The sequence below is a fragment of the Stenotrophomonas sp. 115C5 genome, from assembly GCF_056861055.1.
Map to the genome: position 1 here is coordinate 1 of NZ_JBSPUQ010000015.1, position 15,186 is coordinate 15,186.

Annotated in this window: 15 protein-coding genes; 1 reads left to right on the forward strand and 14 read right to left on the reverse strand. The window is 62.2% G+C overall.

Annotated elements, in window-relative coordinates; all coding sequences use genetic code 11:
• From AC13FN_RS15975 to AC13FN_RS16035, 13 genes are all read right to left on the reverse strand, one after another.
• The coding region (locus AC13FN_RS15975) for a TrbL/VirB6 family protein (RefSeq protein WP_482993497.1) at nucleotides 1–898 on the reverse strand (898 nt) is incomplete at its 3' end.
• A gap of 79 nt (nucleotides 899–977) precedes the next feature.
• Nucleotides 978–1,775, reverse strand: a complete 798-nt coding sequence (locus AC13FN_RS15980) for a hypothetical protein (protein WP_054172017.1) — start codon at nucleotides 1,773–1,775, stop codon at nucleotides 978–980.
• Nucleotides 1,776–1,834: 59 nt separating this feature from the next.
• Nucleotides 1,835–4,273: a VirB4 family type IV secretion/conjugal transfer ATPase gene (locus AC13FN_RS15985; protein WP_482985010.1), complete on the reverse strand. Its 2,439-nt coding sequence runs from the start codon at nucleotides 4,271–4,273 to the stop codon at nucleotides 1,835–1,837.
• Between the two features lie 81 nt (nucleotides 4,274–4,354).
• On the reverse strand, nucleotides 4,355–4,663 hold the full coding sequence (locus tag AC13FN_RS15990; protein ID WP_100049996.1) for a VirB3 family type IV secretion system protein: 309 nt from the start codon (nucleotides 4,661–4,663) through the stop codon (nucleotides 4,355–4,357).
• Nucleotides 4,656–5,066 (reverse strand): TrbC/VirB2 family protein, encoded by a 411-nt coding sequence (locus tag AC13FN_RS15995; RefSeq protein WP_049436633.1) that lies wholly within the window; start codon nucleotides 5,064–5,066, stop codon nucleotides 4,656–4,658. The genes AC13FN_RS15990 and AC13FN_RS15995 overlap by 8 nt, the downstream gene beginning before the upstream one ends.
• Before the next feature lie 73 nt (nucleotides 5,067–5,139).
• Entirely contained in the window at nucleotides 5,140–6,123 is a 984-nt protein-coding gene (locus tag AC13FN_RS16000; RefSeq protein WP_159360323.1) for a lytic transglycosylase domain-containing protein, read from the reverse strand.
• A 3-nt stretch (nucleotides 6,124–6,126) separates the two neighbouring features.
• Nucleotides 6,127–7,170 carry a P-type DNA transfer ATPase VirB11 gene (gene virB11 / locus AC13FN_RS16005; RefSeq protein WP_049398229.1) on the reverse strand — a complete coding sequence of 348 codons (1,044 nt, stop codon included), beginning with the start codon at nucleotides 7,168–7,170 and terminating at the stop codon, nucleotides 6,127–6,129.
• Between the two features lie 14 nt (nucleotides 7,171–7,184).
• A complete protein-coding gene (locus AC13FN_RS16010; RefSeq protein ID WP_482985009.1) occupies nucleotides 7,185–8,450 on the reverse strand; it encodes a TrbI/VirB10 family protein in 1,266 nt (421 codons plus the stop codon).
• The gene (locus AC13FN_RS16015; RefSeq protein WP_019338166.1) at nucleotides 8,447–9,226 is read right to left on the reverse strand and encodes a TrbG/VirB9 family P-type conjugative transfer protein; all 780 of its coding nucleotides are present in this window, start codon (nucleotides 9,224–9,226) and stop codon (nucleotides 8,447–8,449) included. Before AC13FN_RS16015 ends, AC13FN_RS16010 begins: the two co-directional genes overlap by 4 nt.
• On the reverse strand, nucleotides 9,223–10,278 hold the full coding sequence (locus AC13FN_RS16020; RefSeq protein WP_054172019.1) for a VirB8 family type IV secretion system protein: 1,056 nt from the start codon (nucleotides 10,276–10,278) through the stop codon (nucleotides 9,223–9,225). The genes AC13FN_RS16015 and AC13FN_RS16020 overlap by 4 nt, the downstream gene beginning before the upstream one ends.
• A gap of 89 nt (nucleotides 10,279–10,367) precedes the next feature.
• A complete protein-coding gene (locus AC13FN_RS16025; RefSeq protein WP_010484845.1) occupies nucleotides 10,368–10,814 on the reverse strand; it encodes a hypothetical protein in 447 nt (148 codons plus the stop codon).
• Nucleotides 10,815–11,241: 427 nt separating this feature from the next.
• Nucleotides 11,242–12,921, reverse strand: coding sequence for a type IV secretory system conjugative DNA transfer family protein (locus AC13FN_RS16030; RefSeq protein WP_049436638.1), 1,680 nt, complete (start codon nucleotides 12,919–12,921; stop codon nucleotides 11,242–11,244).
• A 36-nt stretch (nucleotides 12,922–12,957) separates the two neighbouring features.
• The gene (locus AC13FN_RS16035; protein ID WP_029379975.1) at nucleotides 12,958–13,215 is read right to left on the reverse strand and encodes a hypothetical protein; all 258 of its coding nucleotides are present in this window, start codon (nucleotides 13,213–13,215) and stop codon (nucleotides 12,958–12,960) included.
• 234 nt (nucleotides 13,216–13,449) lie between these two features.
• Here AC13FN_RS16035 and AC13FN_RS16040 point away from each other — a divergent pair, with 234 nt between their 5' ends.
• Nucleotides 13,450–14,661 (forward strand): MFS transporter, encoded by a 1,212-nt coding sequence (locus AC13FN_RS16040; RefSeq protein ID WP_180836297.1) that lies wholly within the window; start codon nucleotides 13,450–13,452, stop codon nucleotides 14,659–14,661.
• 16 nt (nucleotides 14,662–14,677) lie between these two features.
• Here the strand turns inward: AC13FN_RS16040 and AC13FN_RS16045 are convergent, their stop codons facing one another.
• Nucleotides 14,678–15,157, reverse strand: a complete 480-nt coding sequence (locus AC13FN_RS16045) for a MerR family transcriptional regulator (protein ID WP_054172022.1) — start codon at nucleotides 15,155–15,157, stop codon at nucleotides 14,678–14,680.
• Nucleotides 15,158–15,186: the final 29 nt, after the last annotated feature.

Genomic DNA, 15,186 nt, shown 5'->3' on the forward strand with positions numbered 1-15,186 from the left:
GGGGCGCAGTCAGAATCAGGGTCGTCAGGATCAATCCCATGCCGCCCTGCTGCATCGCCTGACTGGTCATGCCGTCGCTGGACGCGCCCATCAGCGGGAACTTGTTCACAAGCGCTGTCACCCAGAACGAGGCGGACACGCGAATTACCATGTCCAGTGCGATCGACACCATGGCCGCCAGCACCGCCATCGAGAACATGGTTCCAATGCCGTAGAACAACCATCGCTGGAACAACTGCTTGGTCTGGTCGAAGAGGAGACAAAGAATGAACAAGGGCCCGAACCCAATGAACAACGCCATCGCAACTTCGTAAAGCAACAGCATTGAACCCGCAGTCACGGCTGGGCCACCCGTACCGAGACCAATGAACCACATGGCTCGTGTCTTCTCTTCCTGCAGCCCCGGATCCCCGAGGACCTTGATGCCATCGATGCTGGACAGCGCCACCTGCATCCAAGCCAGGCTCTTGTCGATCTGCTGCTCCGGCTTCTGATCCTTGCCAGTGACAACGTGGGTGATGAGTCCCTTTACATCCTCGGTCAGGAACTCATGAAGATCACGTCCAAACATGCCCATGCTCGTTGCCACAGCAACAATCAGAGCAGCGCGAGCCATGTTCGTCACAAGGATCATCATCGAGTCACGACTGCGCCCAGTGACGATGCGATAGCCTTGGATCAACACCCACAAGGTCATGAGGGTCAGGGCAATACCGCCAACCCACGCCATCATGTTGTCCATCAGGTCGAAACCAAACTTGCCGATCTTGTCCCGCAGGTAGTCCAGGATCAGTTTGAAGAACACGAAATCGCCGACCGACTGGACACGCACCGCGTGCTCCATCAAATCCTGGAAACCGCCCGAAAAATCAAAGTTGGCAATCGACCTGATCGTCATACCCACATTCCCTTGGTAATACCGCTATCGCATGAAGCACCACGCGGATTCGTGGTCCCCAGGTGCCCCATTCCACGCATCAGTCGATGGACAACGCCGTCTTCAGCGCTACCGTCTTGACCAGATCGCTAGCCAGGTTCTTCATCGGATCCCCCTTCAACGCTGCCTGCGCCACGACCTTCTGGTTTGCTTCCATCACCGAGATGTACGCGTCATATGCCTTGATACGCGCCTCAAAATTCTGAACCGACGCATTCATTTCATTGGCGGTCCGCAACGAGTCGTTTGCTACCGCCTCCATATCACCAAGGCGACTGCTACCAAACCGGATCTGGGCGATCGAATCCAGGCTCTTCATGATCGATGGGCCGGTCTTCTGCATGAAATCAACCGCATCGTTGTACTTGCGATTCTGCATCATGCGAATATTCACGCAGATCTGTGTCTGCTGATCCTTCCAGTCACCGTCAGGCTTGAACACGATCGACGTCATCAGGTCCTTGAGCTGGGCACCGGTTCCGCAGGTCTCGGCGATCAGGTATTTCGGAGGTACGGGCGTCAACGGCGTAGCTGCGGGCAGGCCGAAATCATTGACGATGCCCTGGACCCTCACGAGCATCTCGTTGTATTCCTTGATCGTCTGATTCCAGTCACGCAGCCACTGGGTATTCTCCTTCACGAACTGTGCCTTTTCCTGCACTTTGGACTGAAGAGTGTTGAACTGGTTCCAGATGTGCTGCCAAAGCGCAGGACCCGTTTCCTGCACCGGGCCGATGGCACCCGCATTGGTCGCTGAAAGGGCCAAGGCAACGCCGAGCACCTTGGCCATCGGCTTGAGTACCTTGCGGGCGCTGGCCCGACGCTTGACGTTGTTCATGGGGAAACTCCTGTTGTTCTGATTGACGTCCACTTGCCTGTCTCCTGCTCGCACGGCCATCACGCCGCGTCGGAACGGGGTTCCTTCCCCGATCCCTTCCGGTTCCTGTAGAAATCTTCCAGCCACTGCTCCGGGCTGAGCTCGTCGACAGTGACGCGATTGCGTACCGCTGCCGTCTGCAACACCCGATGCATGACATCAATGTTGTCGGTCGAGGCCGAGATCACCGACAGGATGTCGTCCATGCCACGAAGGTTGAGCTGGCAGACGCTGGACGCATGGCCCTGCTTGACCAGGAAGCAGCGCGAGCGCTCGTCCAGGGCGGTCACCACCCTGAACTCGGCCTCGGTCAATTTCAGGCCATCCATGTAGTCGCTCTTGCTGGCATTCGGGTTCGGCAGCAGGATGAGCGTTGCGGTCTGCTCGATCAGGGCGGCGGAGATATCGCTCTTCAGCGCATCTTCCGGGCTCTGCGTCGCGAAGATGCCGAGACCATTCTGCTTACGGATGGTCTTCTGCTTGTTCTTCGCGAATTCCTTCAGGCCACCCTCGCCGTCGAGGATCTTCCAGAACTCGTCCATGACGTAGATCAGCGGACGACCGTCGATCAGCGATTCCAGGCGGTGCAGCAAGTAATTGATCACCGGCACGCGCACTTCAGGATTGTCGATGATGTCGGTGTAGTCGAAGCCGATGATGTTGGCCTTGCTCAGGTCAACGGTATCCACGGGATTGTCGAACACCCAGCCCAACGAATTGCCCGATGTCCAACGGCGCATGCGCGCGTAGAGGCCATCGTCGCCCATGTTGGGCAGGCTCTTCTGGAAGTTGGTCATGCTGCGCAGGTGCATCGGCGTATCGAGCATGCTTTCCACGGCGCGGTAGATATCCTCTTCTTCGCGGGCGCTGTATTCACGCTTGCCGGCCAGCACCTTGATCAGGTCGGCAAGGAACTGCACATTGGCTTCGTTGTTCTCGCACTGGAACGGGTTGAAGCCGTTCGGCGCACCGTTCTCCAGGGCCAGGTAGTTGCCACCGCAGGCACGCACGAAGATCTCCGCGCCGCGGTCCTTGTCGAAGAAGAAGATGGTTGGCGCCGGCTCGTACTTCTGCACCTGACTGAGCAGGAAGTTGATCAGCGCGGTCTTACCGGTACCGGACTTGCCGATCACCATGGTGTTGGCGATCGCCTTCTCACCCAGCGAGTTCTCCGACGGGTGGGTCGCGTGGAAATTGAAGTAGTACGGCTGGCCGTTGGTGGTCTGCAGCGTGGTGACGCAGTCGCCCCACGGATTGTTGTGCTGCTTGCCGGTGGCGAAGTTGTGCAGTGGCGACAGGCCCAGGAAATTCAACGAGCTGACATTGGCCAGTCGGGTGCGGTAGCGCCAGTTGCCCGGCAGCTGCGAATAGAAGGACGAGGTGACCGCCAGGTCTTCCTTGGTCGACACGAAACCCGCGTTGGACAGCTCGGCGCGGGTCGAGGCGACGTTCTGCGAAAGCTTGGCCTGCGTGTCGCCGTAGACCGCCATGATGAAGTGGTATTCACCCAGCACGAAGTTGCCCGACGACAGCTGATCCATGGCCTGGTCCAGCTCGACGATCTGGCTGACCGCCTTGTCGCCGGAGGAGATCATCATGCCCTTGGTGCGGTCGAGCACCTTCAGCGCATCCTGACGCCCCATCGGGCTGAACGAATGGGTGATGACGTACTCGTAGTCCAGATATTTCAGACCGTTGAGGATGCCCGGGTAGGTCCCCTCGGCATACTCCTTGATGTTCAGGATGGCGCCGTAGTGATTGGCACCATTGGGGGTATTGATCGCGAAATCGCCCGTCTTGGCCGAGAACATATGGCGGCTGACCGGCAGGTAATCCTTGATCGGTGCCGACAGCACCGGCACCGGTTCGTCGATGCGATTAATCAGGTAGCCGAACAGCTCCAGCGTTTCCGAGAACACAACGCCGTTCTTGGCTTCATACATGCCCAGGCGGTAGGGCGCGTAGTCGCGGATCACCGCTTCGACGTTGCCGGCGAGTTCCATGAGCTTCTCGACCGCCTGCTCCTGCTCGGCGCGCAGCTTGTCCACGTTCGCCGACTTTTCGACGAAGCGTTTACCCGCCACCACCGGGCGGTAGATCATGGTCAGGTACAGCTCGTTCTGCATGATGCGCTGCGAGGACAGCATGCCCATGTACTGATCTGACACATCCTGGTTGAAACGCTGCTTGTAGCTGCTCTTGCCCTTCAGCGTGCGGCGGCGACGGATATCGTGCACCCAGAAGGCGACGTTGACAAAGTCCGGTGCACGCAGCGTCTGCAGCAGGCGGTTGAACGTATTGTGGCGGTGCTCGAGCTCCCACTCCTCACGGCCGACGAACGGCAGCCCTTCCAGATGCCAGGTCAGCAGGTAGTCACCGCCCGTGGTCTTGACCACGTTCGGGGCAACATGCGACGACAACGGAATGAACTCACTGATGGAGGTGTCAGGGCTGAACATACGACTGCTTCCAAAGAGGTACTGCCAAGGAGTTTCAAGAGACCCGGCGGGCGCGGACGCCCGCCAGGCCGGATCCGGACCTCAATCCATTCGGGCCGGCTTGTCGCGGTAATGGTTGGGGTTGAACACCCACATGCCATCGTGTTCCTGCACGTTGCGCACCTTCAGCTTGAACATCAGGCGCAGGCCCAGTAGCCGGAAGATCATTTCGTCACGCTTGGCCATGTGCCGCATGATGAAGACCGCCACCGGAATGGTGAGCAGGAACCAGAAGTTCGTGTACATGCTGAGCAGCAACAACCCACCTGCCACCATGAAAAATGGCAGGTAGGGGACGCCCAGGAACATCGCTGGACGCGTGCAGCCGCGGAACACGACGTTCTTATGCACTGTAGTACTGGATCACGTGGTTGATCAGGTAGGAGGTGCTGGTGCCACCACCGCACTTGCCGTCGCTGCCATCACCCAGCAGCATGCGCGCGATCTGGCCGGCGGCGCCGATCAGCACGCCACCGATCAGGATCGGGGCGACGTCAGCGATGCGCTTGTGCGCGAAGGCGATCTGATAACCGGCGAAGATCACCGCGATGGTGACCACGGCAATCGAGGCGATGTTCAGCAGGCCGTTGATGTTGTTGAAGAAGCCGCAGACCTTCTTGTCGGTGCCGCCGAAGTCGGTAGCACCGTTGGCGAAGACCTGCGGGGCGAACAGTGCGCCAACGAAGAGCGTGGCCATCAGCAGGGTTTTCAGCGTGCGCTGGGCCTGGACGAGGTCGAGATTGGATCGCTTCATGGATTGATTTCCTTGTTGATGGACTAACACAACTGAATCGGCCAGCCGGGGGACTGGCCGTACCACGACTTCGTCAGAACACGAAGGCCGCATCCCCTGCGGGAATCTGCTGCACCGGAGCGGCCTGCGCCGGTGCGTTGTATGAATTGCCATTGCCGGCCACCGGCAGATTCCGCTCGCTCCAAGGTCGCAACATCACCGGCCCCTCATTGCTTGCGCCGGCAGCACCCGGCAACTGCTGCGGCATGGCCATCGCCTGTGCGCCGCCCTGCTGAGGCAGCTGCTGCGGCATGCCAGGGGCCTGTTGCTGCGGATAGGCGGCGCCTTGGATCTGCTGTGCCTGCGGTTGCATCATCCGGTCCACCGAACCCAGCACCACCTTCGACAGCGCCTGGTCGGCGATGTTCAGCAGGCTGCCCCGCGCCATCGCACCGGTAGATGGGTACACGACATAGGCACGCGCCGGGTCTTCGGAGGGCACGTACACCGGACCACTCGACTGCGCAACGATGCGCGCCTGCGCCGGAGAGGCCAGCTGCGGATGATGCTCGACCTTTACGCTGCGGCGTTCGCCACGGCTGACCACGTCGATCGGCGCAGCCCCATTGCTGGCAAGCTGCTGCCCGCGGCGCATCGAGTCATAGACCTTCTGCACGTAGCCGTGACGGAAACCGGTCTCGAAATTGCCCGAGTAGTAGCAGCTGAACGACTTGCCCCAGTCACCACCGGAGCGCTTGTAGCACTCGGCCAGGATGCGCGAGCCCGCCTGCAGGTTCGGGCACTGCTGGAAGGCCTTCTCGTAGGAATCCAGGCCGTACTTGCCGAGGTTGTAGCGGTTGACCTGGGCCAGCCCGATGGAAAAGTTGTAGCCCTTCTCTTCCAGCATGCGCACCGTCGCCAGCGCTTCGTCCAATGCCTTGGGCTGGCGCACAAGCGCTCCGCCGACCACGCCGATGGCGTAGGGATTGCGCGACGATTCCACGTTGATGACATGTTGCATCACGTCCATCGATACGGCCATCTCCGGGCACGCCATCATCTCCAGTCCTGGCAGCATCCTTCAGCCCTCCTGCCCCTGGGCACGCCCAGGATTGAAGTCGATGCCGGTGATGTAGCGCGAACCGGCATGCGCCTTGATATGCACAACGATGTCGATGGTCATCATCAACAGTCGCTTGATCACGTTGAATTCCAGGCCCGAACCTTCGGTGGAGGCCTTCACCATGAGGGCCAACTGGTCCCAGGTCTGCTCCGGACTGCCCGCATGGCAGCTGGTGATCGAACCCGGGTGGCCCGATGCGCAGTTGCGGATGAAGTAGAACGCCTCGTCACCGCGCAGCTCGGCAAGGATGATGCGTTCGGGCTTCATGCGCAGGCAGGCTTCCATGCAGCTCTTTGCGCTGACGTTGCTGGTGCTCTGCCCACCCTTGGAGTACAGCAGGTGCACCACATTGGGTTGGGTCAGAAACAGCTCGCGTGCGTCCTCGATCGTGACCAGGCGTTCGTTGTCGGGGATATGATTGACCAGCGCTTTCATGAATGTGGTCTTGCCGCTACCGGTCGCACCGGATACCACGATGTTCTTGCGGTACATCACCGCGCGCCGGAAGAACTCGGCGTACTCGCGCTGCTGGCGCAGTTCCAGCAACTCTCGATCCTGCTCGCTGATGCTGCCATCGCTTTCCAGGATCTGATTGAAGAAGCCGTCTTCGTGATACTGGCTGAGCGACTTGGTGTGCTTGGACGGCAAACGGATGGTGATCGACACCTTCCCAGCGTCACACGCCGGCGGAATCACGAACTGCGCACGCTGGCCGGTGGGGAACGTGAGCGACACGACCGGATCGGCATCGGTGATGCGCTGGCCGGTGTTGCTCTCGTTCACCACAGCCGTGCAGAACTGCCGGGCCCGCTCGAAGGTCAGGCCCGGCACATCCACCCGCTGCCACCCCGCCCGGGTTTCCAGGTACAGCTCACCGGGACGGTTGATGCAGATTTCCGTCACTTCCGGGGAAGTCATGTACTCGGCGATGCCCAGCACTTCGTACTGATAGCGCAGGAAATCGCTGGAGACGAGGGCGAGGGGTGACACTTCAGCGTCCATGATCGTTCGTTGGGTTACCGGCGGGGGTGCAGCACGCTCGTGAAGTCGACGTCCTTGGCGACGTACACATTCACGATGGTGCCTTGGTTGATGGTCACGGTCGGCGGGCGACGCTGGCTGAGCGACTCGTTGGCCAAGCGCTCCATGGTGCGCGCCGTGGCGCTCTCATAAGGCGACTGGATGGTCGTGCCGTTGTTGGCCACCGTGGTGGTTTCCGGGCCATGTTCGGCGGCGGCGTACTTGAACGCGTCGGCCAACAGGCTGATCATCAGCGCCGAGGCGATACGGCTACCCCAGTGAGCGCTGTACTGGCCCGGATGGCCTGCGCCACCCAACTGATCAACGCCCGGGCTGGACATCGCCACGTCGATGCCATTCGGAGTGGTGATGCGGTCCCAGATCACTTCCACCCGCTTGCCGGTGGGACCACCGCCGTAGGCACCATAGATCTTGGAGCCCTTCGGCAGCAGCAGATTACGGCCGTTGATCGAGTACACCGGCTCTGTCACCAGGCACGAGGTGTAGCCCGCGATGTCGGTGATGATGCGGGTTTCCAGCACGCAGCGCAGATAGGTGCCACGCACCAGCAGCGCATCGGGGCTGCGGATGTAGCTGGCATTGGACACGTCATCCACGTCGGGGCCACGGCGCACGCGCGCGGGCGCTGCATTCTGCTGGCCGCCCATCATCTGGGCCTGCAGGCGCAGTGTGCGGGTCAACTCGTCTTCCTGCCCTCCCTGCCCTTCGCTGCCAGTGCCGTCGCCGGCGCCAACGAAACCATTCCCCGATGCCCCCATCCGGCGCTCAGCGAGCGTCGGACCGCGCGGTGCTTCACGCTCGCTCATGTTGAACGCAGGTTCCGCACGGGTCGGCTCCGAAGGCGGCGGCAACATCGGAATCGGGTCAACCGGCTGCATCGCCTGGGCCGGACCCGGATCGGTCTGGACAGCATCCGGCAGCGTTGGCGTGCTCGCGCGCGCGACATCCGGCACCTTCGGCGCATCGTCCTTGTCCTGGCCCTTGCGGAACAACAGGAAGCCCATCGCCACCAGCAGCACCACGATACCGCCCAGGAACAGCAGCGCCTTGCGGTTCAGCCGCTGCTCTTCGGCCGAGCGCAGCTGCGGCGCGGCCGCATCCAGATCCGGCGCAGGCTCGGCCTGGGTGGTGCCGAAGTACGGGTTCGACTGCGCGTCCGGGGCACCTTGTGCACCATAGGGGCTCTGGCTCTCGTCGCGTCCGTTGTTCGGGTCGTTTCCGGGAGTGTTCTGCTGGCTCATTTCTTCACGTTCCTTCGCAGGCCGACGACGAAGTCGCCGTGGCGGATGACCAGGTACGGGTAGGTCCCGTGCACGATCAGCGTATTGCCTTCAACCGTGGTGTTGACCACGAAGTCTTCACCGTATTCCGTTTCACGACCGAACACGGCCGGGAAGATGCCGGTCTTGTACTCCGGCGAGTTCGGTAGCTTCAGGTAGGTGAAGCGGCTGTCGTCGTAGGCGTTGACCGGGATCAGCCAGCCCATCTTCTTCGCCCTGCTGGTCGAATAGGAGTAGTTGAAGTTGTACTGGCGATCCTTGGCCAGCTCAGAGCTCAACAGCGGCTTGGCCTCTTCCTCGACCGCTTCCTGGGCGACGCCGAACACGGTGTCGTTCGGATAGACGAAGGCGATCTTGTACTGCACGCCTGCCCGGCGGGCCTGTTCCAGCTGGCGCCAGTCGGTGGCCACCACTTTCAGTTCGAAGATGTAGGAATGGGTCTCGGTGCGCACCATCATGTTGGTGTCGACGTCGACGTTCTTCGGCTTGAGATAGAACACGTTCTCGCGGCGCGTCAGCTCCCAGCCACTGCTGAAGCCGGTGCTGTAGTCGAGGATCTTCTCGTTCGGGCTCAACTCGATCTGGGTGGTCAGGCCCAGGCCGGTGCGAACCGGATAGATGCGGTCCTTCTCGTACTCGTAGTGGTCCACCGCCTGCGCCATCGCTGCTGCTGAAAACAACAGCGACAACATCGACAGCAGCGCCAGCGCGCTTCCCCTGATATTTCGACTACTCATCGGTTGCTTGCTCCATCAGCAGTTCCGGTGGAATTGTTCTGCGCCGGCCTCATGGCCGGCTGTCCGGGCATGGCGTGCCCCGGCGTTACTTGCCCCTGCACCGGCTGACCCGGCATGGGTTGACCCTGTACGGGCTGGCCCGGCATCGCCTGACCCGGCACCTGGCCGTTGACCGGAGCCGCGACCGGTTGGCCGGTGGCAGGATCGATCATCGTGGCCGCAGCCGGATTGTTCGGATCGTAGACGCCCTGTGCCTGCTGCGCGGCCTGTGCAGCCTGCTGCGCCTGCGCCTGCATGGCGCCGTCATCCGGCACCGGGACGCCACGGGAATAGTCGTTGTCGACGCGATACTCGGTGACCTGGAAGGCCAGCGGATTGAGGATACGATCCTGCTCGGACAGCGCGAGGTTCTGGTTGTAGCCGAAGCGCATCGTCACCAGCTGATTGTCCAGGTAGGTGGCAACGCCAGTGCGCTTGTCCAACAGGCTGCGCTGGATGCGCACCGACGCACCGCGGAAGCTGCCGTTCGGTTCGGCGCCCAGCGGCGTGATGCTGAGGATCTTGACCCGGATGGCGCGCTCGCGGCCATACATCACGAACGGGTTCTGCGGGTTGTTGCCGGCATAGCGCACGCGCATGGACTGCGCCACCGGATCGGTGGACATCACGAACACCAGCTCCCAGTCGCGCAGGCCCATTACCGCCGAGTCGTACGATTCACGTGCCAGCACGTACTGGGCGACATTGCTGCGATTGATCGCTTCGTTGCTGGTGATGGTCTCGCCCTGGAACGTGCCACTCAGGCGCGCGACCGTCGCGGTACCCGTATACGCGTCGGCCATCACCAGGAACGGCACCTTCTCTTTCAGCGGCAGCATGTAGTAGTAGCCGCCCGCCAGTGCGAGCGACATCAGCAACGAGCCCGTGGCGACCCACCACGCGCGCCGCTCGCTGCGACGCGCCATGTCGGCCACGGTGATCTCGTAGCTGACCGCCTTGGCGACCGACTGCTCGACCTTGGGACTGTTGCCGGGATCCTTCTTGCGGAACATGGATTCTTCCGTACTGCTGAAACATCAATGGGCATGGAGCCCCTGCGACAGGCGCGGGGAGCAGCACGTTCGATGGTTTCGAGGTGGACTCAGGTGCCGCTGTTGGAATCAGCGCCCTGCGCCGACGCGGTGGGCGTCGAGCCAGCGCTCTGCACAACGATCTGGTTGCCAACAATGGAGACGGAGATGCCTTGCGCCGAATACGCCGAAGTCAGATCGATCACAGCCTGCTGTGCATTGGTGGTGTCGATCTTCGAGACCGCGCCATACAGCGTGAAGTCCGAGTTGAGGCGGTAGTCCAGTGTTCGTCCGGAATCCTTGGCCCAGCGCTCGAGCATGGCTTTGAGCGTGCCATCCATCGGCGAGGCCTGGTAGACGTAGCTGGAGTACAGCGGGATCTCGGTCGTCGCCACGGCAAAGCGATTGACCGGCTTCCAGCGCCCACCGAAATCGGGGGCGGACTTGGTGGCACACCCTGCCACCATCAGCGCCGCGACTGCGGCGATGGAGATTTTCGCGATAAACGCCTGATTCATACGGGCTTCACTTTGACGTACGAAAAAGCAGTCCCGAGCGTTGGTTCCCTGGTCGTCCGGCGCTGCATGGCGCACGCCGGAATCGGGGAGACGCGCTGGCATGCAGCACACCTGCCCCGGCTCCCCTGCAGCCCGAAAGCTGCCAACCAGGTCGCGGGGCCGCCAGACGTTGCCGACGACACACCCGCACACCCTCACCAACGTCGAAACCATCCTTGTTTCCATGGCACAAACTCCTGGCCACCCTGCGTTACAACTTTTGCCATCCAGCACACACTTCTGGATGACGAACACAGAGTTACACAACCACGCGTCAATTCCATGTCAGACAAGTCTGAAAATCTATGAACAGATGCCGAATTTTTGACTCAGGTCACGATTTCATGTCAGTGAATATGAATCCACGTCACAAATTTAGCGACGTGAATTAGACGTTAAGCATCGGAACGTCGACCTTCGGCAGCAGCCTCGACGTGAAATAGCGATCCTTGTAATAGCGGATCTTGTCGCACTTCACCGGATGCGGTATGCCCTCGTAGAGGAATACTTCCTTGTCCGGCCCCATCGCCTTCAGCTCCTGAGGCAGCATCAGTGCGCGCCGCTCCTCGGTGAAGTTGTGGGTCTTCTCGCGGGCATGGGTGACGTTCTTCTTGCGGATGGTGGTGTAGCCCAGCATGTCCGAGTAGTCGTTGGCGTCCTGCTGCTCGCGCGGCGCGTACAGGATCTGCAGCGCGTGGTTGGTGATGATCGTGCGTGACACTTCCCGTCCGTAGGTGGCATCAAGCTGGGACATGCTCTGGATGATCGGCAGCAGGCGGATGTTGTAACCGGCCATGTAGGACACCGCCGAGGCGATGATCTCGACCTTGCCGATCGAGGTGAATTCGTCCATCAGCAACAGGCACTGGTACTTCAGGTCCGGGTTGGACTTGGGCAGTTCCTTGGTGTTGAGGTTGATCAGCTGGCTGAAGAACAGGTTGATGATCAGCCGGCTCTCGGCCAGCTTGTTCGGCTGGATGCCGATGTAGATGGTCATCTTCTTCCTGCGCACGTCGGTAAGCAGGAAGTCGTTGCTGCTGGTGGCCTTGTCCAGCACCGGGTTGATCCAGGGATTGAGCGGCTCCTTGAAGGTGCCGAGGATCGAAGCGAAGGTCTCGTCGGCCTGGGACAGCATGTTGGCGAACGCCGAACGCGCGTTGGCGCTGAGGAACGACCGCTCCGACAAAGCCTTGAGGTACTTCTTCAGGTCGGTGCCGTCGCCCGATGACAACCGGTAGACAGCGCCCAGCGTGGGCGTGCCCGAACCGCCCGGGAATCCGCTGCTGCGCTCGTCGTCCCAGTTCTCGAACAGATACAGGGTGAAGGCCATGAACGCGTTGCGCGCCTGGCTGACCCAGAATTTCTGGTCCTCGGCCCCATCCGGATACAGCATCGCGGCAATGCTCATCAGGTCCGAAACCCGGAACGCCGGATCATCGGACACATAGCTGAGCGGGTTCCAGCGGTGCGTGCGCCGATCTTCGGCGAAGGGATTGAACAGGTAGATCTCCTGGCCCTGGCTGGCGCGCCAGCCACTGGTCAGGTCGAAGTTCTCCTGCTTGATGTCCAGCACCACCAGCGATTCGCCGTACTCCAGCAGGTTCGGGATGACCACGCCCACGCCCTTTCCTGAACGGGTGGGTGCCGCAAGGATCACGAACTGCTGGCCGTCCAGCCGCACCAGCTTGCCGCCATGGCTGCCGACCACGATGCTCTGGCCGGTCTTCTTGAACATGCCGTGCTTGGACAGGTCGGCGCCGGTGGCGAAACGCGCGTCGCCATGCAGCGAGCGCTTGTCCTTCTTCAGCAGCAGCACCAGGCCGGTCACCAGCAGGGCCAGCAGCGGCAGACCGAAGCCCACGTAGCCAGCCCATTTGATCTTGCCCACGAAGGGCGCGACCTGTGGCTGGTCCAGCGCATTGAAGTACTGGTAATAGGTGTTCCAGGTGAACAGCTTGGTATCCAGACCCAGGAACAACAACGTCAGGTAGCCGGAAAACACGAAACCAAGCAGCAGGGTCGCCAGCGTGATGATGGCGATGAGCAGATACTTCTTACTGGGCAACACCCGAATCCTCCATGATGCGCACAAGGGCGCGACGGCCTAGCGGCGGCGCCAGCGCGACGCCTTCTTCCGCAGGTGGTTTTCGTTCTCCAGCCCGGGCTCTTCGCCCTCTTCACGCACCCGTTGCAACAGCAGTTGGCGCGCTTCGGCCAGTGATACCAGGTCGGTCAGACGATCCCCATCGTCGGCGACGACCGCATGGCCGACCACATCGCCCGGAGCGTACACCGGCGCGTAGGACACCGCTACCAGCTGATAGCGGCCACGCGTCTCCAGCACATGCCTGAACTCCTGCATCGACATCCTCCTTGTTCCAGCACTCCACAGCCCCTGCACGCCCATCATGCCGACCGCCGTGTCGTCATCACATGCAGGAGGCCGGCAACAGGGGGCCGCACGCGCTGCAGCACCGAGCCCATGCCCGGCGTGCCGCAATCCCATCGATCAAACACTGATTTACCCCCGGCGTGGCTGCTGCTGTTGCGGTGCAGCAGTACAATGCCCGGCTCCCCGCCCCCATCGCGCCCCCGCATGAGCCCCAACTCTTCCCTGGCTGCGCGGCTGACGCCCCGTCAGCGCACCTTGATCATTCTTGCCCTGTCCCTGGGCGGCTTCGCCATCGGCACCAGTGAATTTGCCAGCATGGGCCTGATGCTGGAGATCAGCCGCGGCCTGTCGATCTCCGAAACCCAGGTCGGTCACCTGATCAGCGCCTACGCCATCGGCGTGGTGGTCGGTGCGCCGATCCTCGCCTTCGTCGGCGCCAGCTTCCCGCGCCGCAAGCTGCTGCTGGCGCTGATGGGCTTCTATGCTGTCGGCAACCTGGCCAGCGCACTGGCACCGAACTACGGCACGATGCTGATCGCGCGTTTCGTCGCGGGCCTGCCGCATGGCGCCTACTTCGGCGTGGCGATGCTGGTGGCGGCGGCGATCAGCCCGGCCGGCCAGCGCGGCCAGGCGATGTCGCGGGTGCTGCTGGGCCTGTCGATTGCGATCCTGGTCGGCAATCCGCTGACCACCTGGCTGGGCCAGCAGCTGAGCTGGCGCACCGCCTTTGCCCTGGTCAGCCTGCTGGCCATCGCCACCGTGACGATGATCGCGCGCTTCCTGCTGCCGGACCCGGACGAAGTACGCACTTCGCCGATGCGCGAACTGCGTGCCTTCAACACCACCCAGGTGTGGCTGGCGCTGGCAATCGGCGCCGTTGGCTTCGCCGGCATGTTCTGCGTGTTCACCTACCTGGCGCCGACCCTGGTGCAGGTCACCGGCGTGGCCGAATCGTGGATGCCGCTGGCGGTGGGCGTATTCGGCATCGGCGCGATCATCGGCAACATCGCCGGTGGCTGGCTGGTGGACAAGTTCCACTTCAAGGCCGCCGCGGTGGTGCTGCTGTGGTCGATCGTGATGCTGCTGCTCTATCCGCTGGCCGCGCAATCGGTGTGGACCATCGGCCCGATGATCATCACCGTCGGCACCATGGGCGCGCTGGCGGCGGTGCTGCAGACACGCCTGATGGACGTGGCCGGCGAAGCACAGACACTGGCCGCCGCCTCCAACCACGCCGCCTTCAATACCGCCAATGCGCTCGGCCCGTGGCTGGGCGGCATGGCGATCAGCGCCGGCTTCAGCCCGGCCAGCACCGGCTATGTCGGTGCGGCCACCGCGATCGGCGGCCTGCTGCTGTGGTGGGTGGCGGTGATGCTGGACAGGAAGCGCAAAGCAGCCGGCGCGGGCAGCCGCTGACCTTCGCGCCGGATCGTCAGCTGCTGCCCGCGCGGCGGCGGCGATCCGGCCGCAGCAACGCTGTATCGCCGGCCGCCAACGTCGGTCGCGCCAACTCACCGCGCTGTACGCGGTCCAGCACCCGCCGCGAGTTGGCCGCGCAGTCGATGCCCTCCGGCCGTGCCTGGATGTCCTCGATCAGGGCCAGCAGATGGGCCCTGCTCTGTGCCAGCCGCAACTGCAGCGCCTCGATGTCGGCCACCTTCTGCTGCAGCATCGTGATCAATGCGTCGTGCTGCCACTGGCCCATGTCTGGCGGCAGCAGGGTGCGTATCTCCTCCAGGCTGAAGCCGGCGCGCTGTGCACCGGTAATCAGCTCCAGCAACAGCACCGCCTGCTCCGGGTAGTCGCGGTAGCCGTTAGCCTGCCGCTGGACCACCAGCAACCCGGCCTCTTCGTAGAAGCGGATGCGCGACGCCGCCAGGCCCGTGCGCCGGGCCAGCTCACCGATCTTCATCTGCCTGAATCCTCGACATCGGAACCTGT

Coding starts and splice junctions, on each gene's coding strand:
- AC13FN_RS15980 (WP_054172017.1), bottom strand. CDS start 1,775: ATGAACAACGTCAAGCGTCGGGCCAGCGCCCGCAAGGTACTCAAGCCG.
- AC13FN_RS15985 (WP_482985010.1), bottom strand. CDS start 4,273: ATGTTCAGCCCTGACACCTCCATCAGTGAGTTCATTCCGTTGTCGTCG.
- AC13FN_RS15995 (WP_049436633.1), bottom strand. CDS start 5,066: ATGAAGCGATCCAATCTCGACCTCGTCCAGGCCCAGCGCACGCTGAAA.
- AC13FN_RS16000 (WP_159360323.1), bottom strand. CDS start 6,123: ATGCTGCCAGGACTGGAGATGATGGCGTGCCCGGAGATGGCCGTATCG.
- virB11 (WP_049398229.1), bottom strand. CDS start 7,170: ATGGACGCTGAAGTGTCACCCCTCGCCCTCGTCTCCAGCGATTTCCTG.
- AC13FN_RS16010 (WP_482985009.1), bottom strand. CDS start 8,450: ATGAGCCAGCAGAACACTCCCGGAAACGACCCGAACAACGGACGCGAC.
- AC13FN_RS16015 (WP_019338166.1), bottom strand. CDS start 9,226: ATGAGTAGTCGAAATATCAGGGGAAGCGCGCTGGCGCTGCTGTCGATG.
- AC13FN_RS16020 (WP_054172019.1), bottom strand. CDS start 10,278: ATGTTCCGCAAGAAGGATCCCGGCAACAGTCCCAAGGTCGAGCAGTCG.
- AC13FN_RS16025 (WP_010484845.1), bottom strand. CDS start 10,814: ATGAATCAGGCGTTTATCGCGAAAATCTCCATCGCCGCAGTCGCGGCG.
- AC13FN_RS16035 (WP_029379975.1), bottom strand. CDS start 13,215: ATGCAGGAGTTCAGGCATGTGCTGGAGACGCGTGGCCGCTATCAGCTG.
- AC13FN_RS16040 (WP_180836297.1), top strand. CDS start 13,450: ATGAGCCCCAACTCTTCCCTGGCTGCGCGGCTGACGCCCCGTCAGCGC.
- AC13FN_RS16045 (WP_054172022.1), bottom strand. CDS start 15,157: ATGAAGATCGGTGAGCTGGCCCGGCGCACGGGCCTGGCGGCGTCGCGC.